Source organism: Amycolatopsis sp. NPDC049868, from assembly GCF_044461365.1.
GTDB lineage: Bacteria > Actinomycetota > Actinomycetes > Mycobacteriales > Pseudonocardiaceae > Amycolatopsis.
Map to the genome: position 1 here is coordinate 626960 of NZ_JBITKV010000002.1, position 13412 is coordinate 640371.

Below are 13412 nucleotides of genomic sequence, written 5' to 3' on the forward strand. Positions count from 1 at the left end.
CTTTCATTGCACGCGTCAGGGGCTGGAGAGCCGCCAGAAGGGGGAAACGGGACCGACCCCGGCCCCCAGCGGATACGACTCCGCCACGCACCGCTCGATGAACCGCTTCCCCTCTGCGACGGCGGTGGGGACGTCGGTCCCCTTCGCCAGCGAGGACGTGATCGCCGAAGCCATCGTGTCCCCGCCGCCGTGGGTGTTCCGGGTGTCGAACCGCGGACCGCTCAGCTCCACCCAGGAATCGCCGTCGGACAACAGGTCCACGCAATCCTGCGCCGCGTCGAGATGCCCGCCCTTCACCAGCACCCACGCGGAACCGAATTCCAGCAACGCTTCCGCCGCTTCCCGCTGGGTCGCGGGCCCGGTGACGTCCACGCCGGTCAGCAGCCGCACCTCGTCCAGGTTCGGGGTGATCAGCGTGGCGCGCGGGAAGAGTTCGGTGCGGATCGCCTCCAGCGCCTCCTCGCGCAGCAACGCGTGCCCGGTCATCGAAGCGGCGACAGGATCCACGACGAACGGCGTGCCCGTCGAGCGTCCGATGTGGACCTCGTCGAGGGTCTTCGCGACGGCGTTGATGATCTCGGCCGTCGCGAGCATCCCGGTCTTCGCCGCGTCGACACCCATGTCCGTGGCGACGGCCTTGATCTGGCCGGTGACGACGTCGACCGGGATCTCGCTGAACCCTTGCACGCCGAGCGAGTTCTGCACGGTGACCGCGGTGAGCGCGACCATCCCGTGCACCCCGTTGGCGAAGAAGGTGCGCAGGTCGGCCTGGATGCCCGCACCACCACCGGAATCCGATCCGGCGATGGTGAGGGCGGTCCTGGGTGTGACTGTCACGGATTGACCACCGGCAGGTACACCTTGTTGCCCTGCTCGGCGAATTCGGTCGACTTCTCCGACATCCCGGCTTCGATTGCCTCCACAGTGGACAGTCCGTGTTCCTCGGCGTACTTGCGGACGTCCTGCGTGATGCGCATCGAGCAGAACTTCGGCCCGCACATCGAGCAGAAATGCGCCGTCTTCGCCGGTTCCGCGGGCAGCGTCTCGTCGTGGTACGAGCGCGCGGTGTCCGGGTCCAGCGACAGGTTGAACTGGTCGTTCCAGCGGAATTCGAAGCGGGCCTTGGAAAGCTCGTCGTCCCACTCCTGCGCGTACTGGTGCCCCTTGGCGAGGTCGGCGGCGTGCGCGGCGATCTTGTAGGTGATGACGCCGGTCTTCACGTCGTCGCGGTTCGGCAGGCCGAGGTGCTCCTTCGGCGTGACGTAGCAGAGCATCGCCGTGCCGTACCAGCCGATCTGCGCCGCGCCGATGGCCGAGGTGATGTGGTCGTACGCCGGCGCGATGTCGGTCGCGAGCGGGCCGAGGGTGTAGAACGGCGCCTCGCCGGTCAGCTTCTCCTCGAGTTCGACGTTCTCCTTGATCTTGTGCATCGGCACGTGGCCGGGGCCCTCGATCATCACCTGGACGTCGTGTTCGCGGGCGATATGCGTGAGCTCGCCCAGCGTCTCCAGCTCGGCGAACTGCGCGCGGTCGTTCGCGTCGGCGATCGAGCCCGGCCGCAGGCCATCACCGAGGGAGAAGGTGACGTCGTACTCGCGGAGGATCTCGCACAGTTCGGCGAAATTGGTGTACAGGAAGGATTCCTTGTGGTGCGCGAGGCACCACGCAGCCATGATCGAGCCGCCGCGCGAGACGATGCCGGTGACCCGGCGCGCGGTCAGCGGGATGTAGCGCAGCAGCACGCCCGCGTGCACGGTGACGTAGTCGACGCCCTGCTCGCACTGCTCGATGATCGTGTCGCGGTAGACCTCCCACGACAGCTTTTCCGGCTCCCCGTTGACCTTTTCCAGCGCCTGATAGATCGGCACGGTGCCGACCGGGACCGGCGAGTTGCGGATGATCCACTCGCGCGTCTCGTGGATCCGCTTGCCGGTGGAGAGGTCCATGATCGTGTCGGCGCCCCAGCGGGTGGCCCACACCATCTTGTCGACCTCTTCCTCCACAGAGGACCAGACGGCCGAGTTGCCCATGTTGGCGTTGATCTTCACCAGGAAGTTCTTGCCGATGATCATCGGCTCGGTCTCCGGGTGCTTGCGGTTGGCGGGGATCACCGCGCGGCCGCGCGCGACCTCGTCCCGCACGAATTCCGGCGAGCAGCGCTCGCGTGCCGCGATGTACTCCATCTCGCGGGTGATGACGCCCTGTTTCGCCCAGCCGAGCTGGGTGTTGTGCTCACGACCGTCGGCCCAGCCGGCGCGCAGCCGATGGAGTCCACTGTGGACATCGATCTGCGCGTCGTCGTCGGTGTACGGGCCGGAGGTGTCGTAAACGTCGAAATGCTCGCCGTTCGAAAGATCGATCCGCCGCGCGGGGACCCGGAGACCGGATTCCGTCTGGTGATAGACCTTCCGGGAACCGGTGATCGGACCGGTGGTCACGGTCGGCTGGATGGCAGCCTTGTTCTCAAGCGTCGTCAACGACGTTCACTCCCTACGCCGGCATTACCCGGTCAGGTTCATGCGGTCGGCGGCGCCGGGTCCTCTAGAAAGACTCCAGCCGCCCTCTCAGCCCGCCATGGCGCGAGCTCCCGCGGTTGTTTGGTTGTGCCCCGACCATGCCACGCCGGGGCGCGGACAATCAACCCTCCAAGGCGACGGTCACTCCGAAGCCGACCAGGACACCGCCGGAAGTACGGTCCAGCCACCGCTTGACGCGATCGCGGCGCAGCCACTCACCCAGGCGTGTGACCAGCAGGGCGAGCGACGAGAACCAGACGATGTCGACGGCGATCCACGCCGCGACGCACAGCAGGAGCGGCCCGGGCCCGGCACCGGCGGGGACGAACTGGGGGAGGAACGAGATCGCGAACACGCCCGCCTTCGGATTGCCGACGTTGATCAGGAAGCCGGAACGGAACCCGCGGCCGGCGGGTTCGGCGGTGTCCGCGTCGTCCGTGCGCTTGTGGAAGAAGAGCGCCTTGACGCCGAGATGGATCAGGAAGACCGCGCCCGCGATGCGCAAGATGTCGTACGCGACCTGGGAGGCGAGGAGGAGTGCGGTGAGACCGAACACCGCCGCGAGTCCCCAGGACGCGACGCCGGCTTCGATGCCCGCGACGGTGGCGAACGCGTTCCGGCGGGAGCCCTTCGCCGATTGCTTGATCAGCATCACCGTCGCCGGGCCGGGGACCATCGCGATGAGGAAGGCGGCGGGGATGAACGCCGGCAGGTTCGGCATCGCCCGATCGTCGGACACGAGGCTGCGGCGAGCAACGCAATTCCCTCCGCCGACATGTCGACAGCGTTAGCGGTTCACCGGTTTGGAGCATGTGCGCGCCGGGGATTCACGACAGAATCCCGGAGGTTCTGCACCGTTACAGAAGTCTGGGGTGGATATGCGGAAACTCGTGCTCCCGGCACTGGCAGGCGTGCTGATCGCGGGGCTGGTCCCGGCGGTCGCCACCGCACAGGATGGTGAGGCGCCAGGAGCGCCAGGCGCCCATCCGAGCTGGTTACCCGCGGACAAGACCGGCTTCGGCACCGCCCGCGAACAGGCCAGCAACGTCTGGTTCACCCTGCAGGGCGGCCGGATGTCCGAGGTCTACTACCCGGATCTGTCGACGCCGAGCGTGCGGGCGCTCGACCTCGTCGTCACGGACGGGAGGAGCTTCGCGACCGTCGATTCCTCGGCCAAGGCGCGGCACGTGCGCCGCACCGGCGGCCTCACCTACGAACAGACCATCACCGACGACCAGCGCCGCTGGAAGCTCCGCAAGACCTACGTCACCGACCCGGCGCGCGCGACTGTGCTGATCGACGTCGACTTCGTCTCGCTGACCGGCCGTCCGTACCAGGTGTACGCGGTCGCGGATCCCGACCTCACCAACGAGGGCTCCGACGACTCCGCGCGCTCCGACGGCGCGAGCGCGGTCTCTTCGGATGCGAAGACGTCGGCCGCGCTGGCGGCGGAACCAGCGTTCTCACGGACTTCGGTGGGCTACGCGGGTTCGTCCGACGGCATCACCCAGCTGACGAAATCCTTCAGCCTCAAGGATTACGCGACCGCGGCCAAGGGCAACGTGCTGATCACCGGGCAGACCTCCGCCGACGGTGTCCGCTCACGGGACTTCACGCTTTCGCTCGGCATGGGCGCGAAGGACTCCGACGCGCTCACCAACGCGAAAGCCTCTCTGCGGCGCGGATTCGCCGACGCCGCCCGAGCGTACGACCGGGGCTGGAAGCAGTACCTCCGCCAGGTGAAGGACGCGCCGTCGTCCCTGAAAACCAAGCGGGAGCGGGACCTCTACCAGGCGTCGGTGCTCATGCTCGCGGCGAGCGAGGACAAGATCCACCGGGGCGCGCTCATCGCGTCGCCGAGCATGCCGTGGCGGTTCGGGAACAACGACCCGGAATGGTCGCCGTCGGGCACCTATCACCTGGTCTGGCCGCGTGACCTCTACCAGATCGCGACCGGGCTGCTCGCCGCCGGCGACCACGACGCCGCGAACCGGTCGGTCGACTACATGTTCGGCACGCAGCAGCTGCCGGACGGGCATCTGCCGCAGAACAGCCACGTCGACGGCACGCCGTACTGGACGTCCATCCAGCTCGACGAGACCGCGCTGCCGATCGTGCTCGCGCAGCAGCTCGGCCGCACCGACGCGAAGACCTGGCGGGGGGTGCGCAAGGCGGCGGAATTCCTGCTGTCCTACAAGGCGGACAACGGGCACGCGTCGCCGTACAGCCAGCAGGAACGCTGGGAGGAGCAGGACGGCTACTCGCCCTCGACGATCGCCGCGGTGATCGCCGGGCTGGTCTGCGCGGCCGACCTCGCCAAGGCGAACGGGGCCGGCGCCGACGCGGCGCGCTACCTCGCGACCGCCGACGCCTTCAAGGCGAAGCTCGCCCAGTGGACGGTGACCACGAACGGCCCGCTGTCGAAGGACCCGTACTTCGTCCGGCTGACCAAGGACGGGAACGCGGACAACGGCACGAAGTACAACCTGGGCAATTCCAGCGTGACGATGGACCAGCGCGCGGTGACCGACGCAGGGTTCCTCGAACTGGTGAGGCTGGGCATCTACCGCGCCGACGATCCGGTGATCACGAACAGCGTCAAGGTCACCGACGCCGACATCGCGTTCACCACCCCGACGGGCCAGTTCTGGCACCGCTACACGAAGGACGGATACGGCGAGAAGGCCGACGGCTCGCCGTGGGACTACACGTTCCCGGCCGAAAGCCGGACCACCTTCGGGCGACTGTGGCCGCTGCTCGCGGGTGAACGCGGCGAGTACGACCTCGCCGCCGGTGACCGGGGTACGGCCGCGAAGCGGCTTGGCGACCTAGGGCGCGTCAGCAGCTCCGGGGACACGATGCCGGAGCAGGTCTGGGACGAGAACGCGCCTTCGGGGCAGCCGGGCTTCCCGGCGGGCACCCCGACCGCGTCCGCGACGCCGCTGGCCTGGACGCACGCCCAGTACCTCCGGCTCGCGTGGTCGGTGGAGGCCGGGAAGGTGATCGAGCAGCCGCGGGTCGTGCGGTGCCACTTCCTGGGGTGTTGACCCTCGCGTGAGCCCTATGAACGGTCCGTTCCTTGCAAAATTTGCAAGGAACGGACCGTTCATAGCGCGCGCAGGGACAGTCAGTCGTCGGCGGACTCGGGCTGAGCCTCCGGCAGCCACGAGTTGCCCGGAACGCCCCATTTGTTCGACTTGAGCATCTTCTTCGCCGCGCGGGCATGGCGCCCGACCAGCCGGTCGAGGTAGATGAAGCCGTCCAGGTGATCGGTCTCGTGCTGCAGGCAGCGCGCGAGGTAGCCGGTTCCTTCGACCTCGATCGGATTGCCCTCGACGTCGAAACCGGTGACCTTCGCCCACGAAGCGCGGCCTGTCGGGTACGACTCGCCGGGCGCCGACAGGCAGCCTTCCCAGTCGTCGTCCGGATCCGGCATGGTCTCCGGGATCTCCGACGTTTCGAGCTTCGGGTTCACCACGACGCCCTTGTGGCGCGTGCCCTCGTCGTCGGGGCAGTCGTAGACGAACACGCGCAGGTCGAGGCCGATCTGGTTGGCCGCGAGGCCCACCCCTTCGGCGGCGTACATGGTCTCGAACATGTCGTCGACGAGGGTGCGCAGCTTGTCGTCGAACTCGGTGATCTCCCGAGTCGGGTTGTGCAGCACGGGCTCGCCGGCGATCACGATGGGATGGACGGTCACGCGCGCAGTTTAGTCGGACCCTTCTGGTACACCCTTACCCGTGACGCGCCGACGCCGATACCGAGGCCGGGCGCCGCATCCGTGGTCTAATGGCGCCGCGGAATGACAAGCCTGTGGTTTCACGCCCGCCGAGCACTGACCTGATTGCGAGGAGTCGGATGGACGCCGCGGAGTCGATGGCTGAGCCCGACCAGCCGTCCCCGTCGGAGACCGTGAACGGCCTCAGCGAGCGCGAGCTCGACATGCTCGCGTTCGAACGGCAGTGGTGGAAGTACGCCGGCGCGAAGGAACAGGCGATCCGCGAACGCTTCTCTATGTCGTCGACGCGCTATTACCAGCTGCTGAACCGGCTGCTCGAGAAGACCGAAGCCATGCAGGCCGACCCGATGCTGGTGAAGCGCCTGCGCAAGACGCGAGCGGCCCGGCAGCGCAATCGCGCGGCCCGGCGACTGGGGATCGATCTCTCATGAGTCTGTTTTCGGGCCTGTCCCGGCCGATGAAGGCCGCCGGACTGGCCTTGGTCGGTGTCGCCGTGATCGCCGCCGTGATCGGCGGAATCACCCTGACCAGCGGCGGCGGTGACTCGGACACCGCGACGCCGCCCGGCACCACGCCCACGTCCTCGGACGGGGCGACGCAGCCTTCGTCCCCGGCGCCGAGTTCACCTTCGGCCAGCACGCCGCCCGCGTCGTCGTCGGCGCCGCCGTCGAGCGCGCCCGCGAGCTCCGCGCCGCCGGCCAGCCAGCCGGGGCAGACCGGTCAGCCCGGCCAGCCCGGTGGCGACCAGCAGGCGTCGCACAAGTGGGTGACGGTGCGCGTCTACAACAACAGCACGATCCAGGGCCTCGCCGAGCAGGCCGCGAAGGATTTCCGCGCCTCCGGCTGGAACGTCTCCGAGGTCAAGGGCTACCCGGGCAGGCTCCCCGAGACCGTGGCCTACTACCGCCCTGGCACCGACGAGGAAGCGGCCGCGAAGGCGCTGGCGCTGGAGTTCGGCTTCCGAGCCGAGCCCCGGTTCAAGGAGATCGAGAACATCGGCCCCGGCGTGATCGTCATCCTCACCAAGGACTACAAGACCAACGACAAGGACGGCTCCTAGGCCCCCAGTACGTGAAAGGGCCCCGCTTCCTCGCGAGGAAGCGGGGCCCTTTCACGTACTCAGGCTTGGGTCTGCGCGTACGCCTCCAGCGCCGCGAGCTGGGCCGGGTCGAGCGACGGACGCACGGTCTCGGCCGCCTTCGCCAGATGCGCGGCGGTGACCTCCTTGGCCTCCAGCGACTCCCGCATCGCGGTCAGCGCGGCCTCGCGGATCAGCGCCGCGCAGTCCGCCGCCGAGTAACCGTCCAAAGTGGCCGCGTACGCGGCGAGGTCCACATCGGACGCCAGCGGGGTGTTCTTGGCGCTGGCGGCCAGGATCGCCTCACGAGCGTGCGCGTCCGGCGGCGGGACGTAGACGCGGCGCTCCAGCCGTCCCGGCCGCAGCAGGGCCGGGTCGACCAGTTCCGGCCGGTTCGTCGCGCCGAGGACGACGACCTCGCGCATCGGCTCGACACCGTCCAATTCGGTCAGCAGGGCCGCGACGACGCGGTCCGACACCCCGGAGTCCGACGACTGGCCGCGGCGCGGGGCGAGCGCGTCGATCTCGTCGAGGAAGATCAGCGACGGCGCGGCCTCGGCGGCACGGCGGAACAGTTCCCGCACGGCGCGCTCGGACTCGCCGACCCATTTGTCCATCAGTTCGGCGCCCTTGACCGCGAAGACGTTCAGCGCGCCGGTGCCGGCGAGCGCGCGGACCAGGAACGTCTTGCCGCCGCCGGGCGGCCCGTACAGGAGCACACCGCGCGGCGGATCGACGCCGAGGCGCGCGAACGAGTCCGGGTAGCGCAGCGGCCACAGCACCGCCTCGGTGAGCGACTGCTTGACGTCGGTCATGTTCCCGACGTCGTCCAGTGTCAGCCCGCCGGTGGCCAGATTGTCCGAAGTGGACATCGAGATGGGGCGGACGGTGGTGAGCGCGTCGAGCAGGTCCTGCTGGGAGATCCGCGGCTCGTCGGCGTCTCGCTGCCGCAGCGCGGCGCGGAGGGCGGCGTCGCGGCGGAGCGCGATGAGGTCCGCGGCCACGAAGCCGGGGGTGCGCTCGGCGATCGGGCCGACGTCGACGCCGGGCTCCAGCGGGGCGTGGCGCAGGAGCACGCGCAGCAGTTCCGTGCGGGTCTTCGCGTCCGGGAGCGGCAGGCCGAGCTCGCGGTCGAGCAGGTCGGCGGCGCGTAACCGCGGATCGGTGGACTCGGCGCGCCCGGTGGTGGCGACCACGGCGAAACCCTTGTTGCGCAAGGCCTTGCGCAGGTCGTCGAGGACGACCGTCGCGAGCGGTGGTGGCTGGGACGCGGGCAGCAACGCGTCGATGTCGGTGATCAGCAGGACGGCGGGGTCTTCGTCGCGGGTGGCCTGCTCGATCGCTTCACGCAGCCGCGCGGCGGCGACGTTCGGATCGAGGACGGCGATGTTCGGCGCCGCGAGTGACACCACCCTCACCTTCTCGGCCTGTGCCACGGCGCGGACGAGCGTCGCCTTCCCGGCGCCTTCCGGCCCGGACAGCAGGACCCCGAGATGTGCCGACGTCCCGAGCTTCGCCAGCAGCTCCGGGCGGTGGAAGGCCAGGTCGAACCATTCGGCGAGTTTGCGCGCGGCCGTCTCGGAGCCGGCGAGATCCGACAGGGGAGGCACGGATTCCTCGGCCACCTCGTCGTCGATCCGCTCGTCTTCGACGATCTCCGCGTCGATGAAATCCTCGTGCGGGGTGGCGGGCGTGCTGCGCACCAGTGTCGTGCCGGCGCGGGCCGGTGCGGCGGCGGGCGCGGCCTCGCCGGTGCGGGCGCCGTCGCGCCAGCTGACCACAGTGGACGGTCCGACGGCGACCGGTCCCGAAGGTTCGGTGGCGGTGACGGTGAGCAGCTCGTTCGTCCACGTCATGCCGATGGCGCGGGAAAGCTGGCCGCGGACGGCGGAGACGTCGGAGCCCGGCGCGGGCGCGAGATCCTGGGGGAGCAGGGAAACGGCGTCGCCGACGGTCAGCACCTTGCCGATCAGGGCGAGCCGCAGGGTGTGCGGGGAGAGCGACACGCTCGCGATGCGCGAGCCCGCCACGGTGACCGTTTTCGCGGCCGACACCTCCGCCGGCGCGACGACCACTTCCGAACCTTCGGTCACGCCGAGGTTCGACATCGTGACGTCGTCGAGGAGGATCACGCCCGGGATCCCCTCGGCGTCCGACGGGGCCGCCAGCGCGGAGCTGACCCGGGCGCCGGTGACGCGGACGGCGTCCCAGGCCATCAGGCCGAGCGCGTCGAGGACTTCGGGGTGCAGCCGGACGACGCCGCGGCGGGAATCCAAGGCGGACGGGGTGTGCCGGACGGTCAGCGTGATCTGGGGTGCGCTCACCCCGCCACCCTATCTACGCGGACCGTTCCCAGCGGTCGAAGGACAGGATCTCCCCGGCGGGTCGCCGCGCGGCCGGGGAGAAGTCGCGCTGGGTCGTGTAGGCGACGGCGAGCAGGCTGATCTGCGCGACGTCTTCGGGGATTCCGAGCAGCTTCGCGACTTCGGCCTCGCGCGCGGGGAGGTGGTACGCGCACATCGAACTGCCGAGCCCCTTCGACCGCAGCGCGAGCTGGAAGCTCCAGATCGCCGGGTACACCGAGCCGTAGTACCCGTTCTGGATCACGGGATCCTCCGGCGGGCGGCCGATCATGCACGGGATCGCGAGGGCGGGGACGCGGCCGAGGTTGTCGACGAGGTGGCGGGCCGACCGCATGACGGCCTCGCTCGCCAGATGCCCGTACTTCGCCATGGTCGGGATCGCTTCGGCGCGGACGATCTTCGCTATCTCCGTGCGCAGCTCCGGGTCGCGGACGATCACCCAGCGCTGGGCGTCGAGCAGCATCCCCGCGGCGGGCGCCTGCTGCGCGACGCGAACGCAGTCTTCGAGCAGCCCTTCCTCGACCGGCCGGTCGAGATCGAGTTTGCGGCGGACCGAACGGGTGGTGGTGAGCAGGGTTTCGGTGTCCATGACATCCCTCCAGGTGACTTACGACGTAAGCATACGGTGTAAGTACTTACGGCGTAAGGGGGTGCCGGTAAACTGGGACACATGGCGCTGAGCAGGGAGAAGGTGCTCGACGCCGCGTTGCGGCTGGCGGGCGAGCACGGACTGGCCGGACTGTCGATGCGGAAGCTGGCCGCCGACGTCGGAGTGGAGGCGATGTCGCTCTACAACCACGTCGCGAACAAGGGCGATCTGCTCGACGGGCTGACCGCGCGGGTCTTCGAGAGCGTGCCGCTGCCCGGACCCGGGCCGTGGGACGAGCGGCTGCGAGCGCTGACCCACGGTCTGTACACGGCCTTTTCGCGGCATCCGGTGGTGGTGCGCGCGCTCGCGACCGACGCGGCGAACCCACGTTCGGCGGGCGCGCTGAAATTCATCGACGCGATGTTCTCCGCGCTGCTGGACGCCGGACTCGACGAACGTGGCGCCGCGCGGGGCTACCGGTCGCTGATCGGGCTCGTGTTCGGCGCCGTGCTCACCGAGACGGTGGGGCTTTCCGGCGTCCCGGACCCGTCGGATCTGGAACGGGCCGAGCCGGTGGTGGCGTGGTTCCAGCGATCGGTGACCGCGGACGGGCTGCCCTCACTGCACCGGGCGCTGCCGTCGCTGCTGGACGGCGACTGCCTGCAGGACTTCGAGTTCCAGCTGGACCTGGTGATCGGCGGGCTGCGCGCTTCGGTGGGCTGAGCCGGGCTGGGCTGGGCTCTGACTCGGCCCTGGCGAGGGTGTGGGGGGGGGGGGGGGGGGGGGGGGGGGGGGGGGGGGGGGGGGGGGGGGGGGCCCCCCCCCCCCGGGGGGGCCCCCCCCCCCCCCCCCCCCCCCCCCCCCCCCCCGACACCCTCCACGTCCAGTTGCTCACAGCCTCACCCGCTTGTGGACAACTCCCGTCTCCGGCCCCCGTTTTCCCCGGTCCCGTCGGACACCCCCGGTACGCTGGGCGCGGGGCCGTCCCCCAGGGATGGGCGGGGGGCTGGGAGTGGGCGGTCAGGTGCGCGAATCAGCGCTTCCGCAGGCCGATCCGGCGCCATGAGCGGCGCCGCGGGCCCCGGCCGTTTTCCCGGTCCTTGTCGGTGCTGATGGTGCGCGGAGCGCGCGCGACGTGCTGTTCGCCGCGCTGCAGCCGCACGCGCTGAGCGGCGCCGGCCACCACGCGCCGCAGCGGCGGCCGCAGGCCGAGACGGCGGCGGCTCGAAGAACGCCGGATCGCGCGCCGTTCCCGCGGCGGCGCCATCCACGCCTCCGGATGATTCGCCAGCCAGCGGTGCCGGTACACCGAGTACGGGATGTGCGCCAGGTACAGCACCAGCGCGATCGCCAGCGCCACCAGCGGGAACTGGATGATCGCGGCCGCCAGCAGGCCCACCCCGACCAGCAGCGGCGCGATCGCCTTGGGCGGCGCCTTCACCGTCTTCAGCGAAAGCGTCGGGATCCGGCTGATCAGCAGCGCGGCGACGGCGATCGTCCACACCCACACCACGTACTGGTGCGACCACCAGCCCTGCCCGAACTGGAGCTCCAGGATCAGCGGCAGCATCGCCAGCAGACCACCGGCGGGTGCGGGCACACCGACGAAGAACTCGCCCGCGTACGGCGGCTGCTCGGTGTCCTCGATCAGCGTGTTGAACCGCGCCAGCCGCAGGATCATGCAGACCGCGAAGATCAGCGACGCCACCCAGCCGATCCGCTCGCCCTCCGCGTGCCAGACGTACAGCACCAGCGCGGGCGCGACACCGAACGAGATGCCGTCGGACAGCGAGTCGAGCTCCTGTCCCATCTTCGACGTCGCGTCCAGCAGCCGCGCGATCCGGCCGTCGAGACTGTCGAGCACCGCGGCGATCCCGATCGACGCGATCGCCATCGGATAGTTGCCGATCAGCGCGAACTGCACCGACGACAGACCCGCGCACAGGGCGAGCACCGTGATGGCGTTCGGCAGCAGCCGCACGCCGGGAGTGGTCACGCGGACCATGGATCAGCCTTCCGGGTGCGGCGCCGTGGGCAGCTCGGCGATCGGCGTCTCGCCGCCGATCGTGCGCTGGCCCTTCGAGACGAGAACCTTGCTGCCCGGCGGCAGGTACAGGTCGACTCGCGAGCCGAAGCGGATGATGCCGTACGTCGCGCCGACGCCGACCTTGTCCCCCTCGCGGATCTCGCAGAGGATGCGCCGGGCCACCAGCCCCGCGATCTGCACCACGACGAGCTCGTGGCCGTCATCGGTGCGCATGAGCACGGAGTTGCGCTCGTTGTCGTCGCTCGCCTTGTCCAGGTCGGCGGACAGGAACTTCCCGGGCCGGTACGCGACCCGCTCGATCACCCCCGAGGCCGGGACCCGCTGGACGTGCACGTCGAACACCGACAGGAACACGCTCACCCGCATCCGCGGTTCGGCGGGCAGCCCCAGCTCGGGCGGTGGCACGGCCTCTTCGATCAGCGAGACCAGGCCGTCCGCCGACGCGACCGCGAGGCCGGACTGAGCGGGCGGGACACGCTTGGGCTCACGGAAGAACGCGGCCGTGGCGGCCGTCGCGAGCGCGCCGACGACGCCGAGGCGCTTGGAGAACCTCCGCAGCACCAGCGTCGCGGCGAGACCGCCGAACACGAACGGCCTGCCGGCCGGGTGCATCGGCGGAACGGTCTCGCGGGCCAGCTTCACGGCGTGCGCGAGGGGGTTACCAGTGGCTTCCGGCCGGTTGCCGCTCATTGGTCGGGTTCACCGCAGTTCGTGTCGGGGGGTCGGGACAGGAAGAGCCACCACGCTACCGCCCTGTCCGGAGCCGGGCCGTGGCCTCCCCCGGAAGGGTTTCCCCGCGCCGGGTGGGCGGGGCCACATCCCGGTAACACAAGGTCGAAATACGCGATAACTCTAGGTAATTGACGCCGATAGCAGACCTTGAGGACTCTCGAATGCCCGCCAGCCCGGACCCCGCAGGCGAGCGACTCGCCGAGCTGTTCCGCGCCTGGAAGAGGGACATTTCGGCGGCGCCGATGCCTCCGCTCGTCGATCCCGTCCGCGCCGCCTCGGTCATCGCCGAAGCACGCGCGTCCGGATGCATATGCCCCCCGACGGCACATGCACCCGGACGCGGCGACT

The 13412-nt window shown here is 70.0% G+C and carries 12 protein-coding genes and 1 riboswitch; of the genes, 4 read left to right on the plus strand and 8 right to left on the minus strand.

Features of this window, described 5'->3' with window-relative positions:
* Positions 1-15: 15 nt before the first annotated feature.
* From thiD to ACIBTM_RS11180, 3 genes are all read right to left on the minus strand, one after another.
* Positions 16-837, minus strand: coding sequence for a bifunctional hydroxymethylpyrimidine kinase/phosphomethylpyrimidine kinase (thiD, locus tag ACIBTM_RS11170; protein ID WP_395876351.1), 822 nt, complete (start codon positions 835-837; stop codon positions 16-18).
* Positions 834-2477 (minus strand): phosphomethylpyrimidine synthase ThiC, encoded by a 1644-nt coding sequence (thiC, locus tag ACIBTM_RS11175; RefSeq protein ID WP_395865672.1) that lies wholly within the window; start codon positions 2475-2477, stop codon positions 834-836. The genes thiD and thiC overlap by 4 nt, the downstream gene beginning before the upstream one ends.
* Positions 2471-2601: riboswitch (TPP riboswitch) on the minus strand. Its footprint overlaps the gene before it by 7 nt.
* A gap of 36 nt (positions 2602-2637) precedes the next feature.
* A complete protein-coding gene (locus ACIBTM_RS11180; protein WP_395876352.1) occupies positions 2638-3237 on the minus strand; it encodes a LysE family translocator in 600 nt (199 codons plus the stop codon).
* Positions 3238-3394: 157 nt separating this feature from the next.
* Between ACIBTM_RS11180 and ACIBTM_RS11185 the strand changes: the two genes are divergently transcribed.
* Positions 3395-5563 carry a glycoside hydrolase family 15 protein gene (locus ACIBTM_RS11185; RefSeq protein ID WP_395876353.1) on the plus strand — a complete coding sequence of 723 codons (2169 nt, stop codon included), beginning with the start codon at positions 3395-3397 and terminating at the stop codon, positions 5561-5563.
* An 80-nt stretch (positions 5564-5643) separates the two neighbouring features.
* Here ACIBTM_RS11185 and ACIBTM_RS11190 read toward each other — a convergent pair whose 3' ends face one another.
* Positions 5644-6216, minus strand: a complete 573-nt coding sequence (locus ACIBTM_RS11190) for a peptide deformylase (RefSeq protein WP_395876354.1) — start codon at positions 6214-6216, stop codon at positions 5644-5646.
* 158 nt (positions 6217-6374) lie between these two features.
* Here ACIBTM_RS11190 and ACIBTM_RS11195 point away from each other — a divergent pair, with 158 nt between their 5' ends.
* On the plus strand, positions 6375-6686 hold the full coding sequence (locus ACIBTM_RS11195; protein WP_005160574.1) for a DUF3263 domain-containing protein: 312 nt from the start codon (positions 6375-6377) through the stop codon (positions 6684-6686).
* Positions 6683-7315: a LytR C-terminal domain-containing protein gene (locus ACIBTM_RS11200; protein WP_395876355.1), complete on the plus strand. Its 633-nt coding sequence runs from the start codon at positions 6683-6685 to the stop codon at positions 7313-7315. The genes ACIBTM_RS11195 and ACIBTM_RS11200 overlap by 4 nt, the downstream gene beginning before the upstream one ends.
* A gap of 59 nt (positions 7316-7374) precedes the next feature.
* On the opposite strand, the gene ACIBTM_RS11205 is transcribed toward ACIBTM_RS11200, so the two are convergent.
* Together ACIBTM_RS11205 and ACIBTM_RS11210 are read right to left on the minus strand one after the other, a co-directional pair.
* Positions 7375-9657, minus strand: a complete 2283-nt coding sequence (locus ACIBTM_RS11205) for an AAA family ATPase (RefSeq protein WP_395876356.1) — start codon at positions 9655-9657, stop codon at positions 7375-7377.
* A gap of 13 nt (positions 9658-9670) precedes the next feature.
* A complete protein-coding gene (locus ACIBTM_RS11210) occupies positions 9671-10285 on the minus strand; it encodes a nitroreductase family protein (protein ID WP_395876357.1) in 615 nt (204 codons plus the stop codon).
* A gap of 81 nt (positions 10286-10366) precedes the next feature.
* On the opposite strand from ACIBTM_RS11210, the gene ACIBTM_RS11215 reads away from it, so the two are divergent.
* Positions 10367-11008, plus strand: a complete 642-nt coding sequence (locus ACIBTM_RS11215; protein ID WP_395876358.1) for a TetR/AcrR family transcriptional regulator — start codon at positions 10367-10369, stop codon at positions 11006-11008.
* Positions 11009-11318: 310 nt separating this feature from the next.
* Here ACIBTM_RS11215 and pssA read toward each other — a convergent pair whose 3' ends face one another.
* Both pssA and ACIBTM_RS11225 read right to left on the minus strand, forming a co-directional pair.
* Positions 11319-12290: a CDP-diacylglycerol--serine O-phosphatidyltransferase gene (gene pssA / locus ACIBTM_RS11220; RefSeq protein ID WP_395876359.1), complete on the minus strand. Its 972-nt coding sequence runs from the start codon at positions 12288-12290 to the stop codon at positions 11319-11321.
* Positions 12291-12293: 3 nt separating this feature from the next.
* Positions 12294-13022 (minus strand): phosphatidylserine decarboxylase, encoded by a 729-nt coding sequence (locus ACIBTM_RS11225; protein ID WP_016337612.1) that lies wholly within the window; start codon positions 13020-13022, stop codon positions 12294-12296.
* Positions 13023-13412 lie beyond the last annotated feature (390 nt).

Bases quoted from the DNA above. Each gene is read 5' to 3' on its own strand.
- ACIBTM_RS11180 (WP_395876352.1), bottom strand. From the start codon at position 3,237: ATGCCGAACCTGCCGGCGTTCATCCCCGCCGCCTTCCTCATCGCGATG.
- ACIBTM_RS11185 (WP_395876353.1), top strand. From the start codon at position 3,395: ATGCGGAAACTCGTGCTCCCGGCACTGGCAGGCGTGCTGATCGCGGGG.
- ACIBTM_RS11195 (WP_005160574.1), top strand. From the start codon at position 6,375: ATGGACGCCGCGGAGTCGATGGCTGAGCCCGACCAGCCGTCCCCGTCG.
- ACIBTM_RS11200 (WP_395876355.1), top strand. From the start codon at position 6,683: ATGAGTCTGTTTTCGGGCCTGTCCCGGCCGATGAAGGCCGCCGGACTG.
- ACIBTM_RS11210 (WP_395876357.1), bottom strand. From the start codon at position 10,285: ATGGACACCGAAACCCTGCTCACCACCACCCGTTCGGTCCGCCGCAAA.
- ACIBTM_RS11215 (WP_395876358.1), top strand. From the start codon at position 10,367: ATGGCGCTGAGCAGGGAGAAGGTGCTCGACGCCGCGTTGCGGCTGGCG.
- pssA (WP_395876359.1), bottom strand. From the start codon at position 12,290: ATGGTCCGCGTGACCACTCCCGGCGTGCGGCTGCTGCCGAACGCCATC.
- ACIBTM_RS11225 (WP_016337612.1), bottom strand. From the start codon at position 13,022: ATGAGCGGCAACCGGCCGGAAGCCACTGGTAACCCCCTCGCGCACGCC.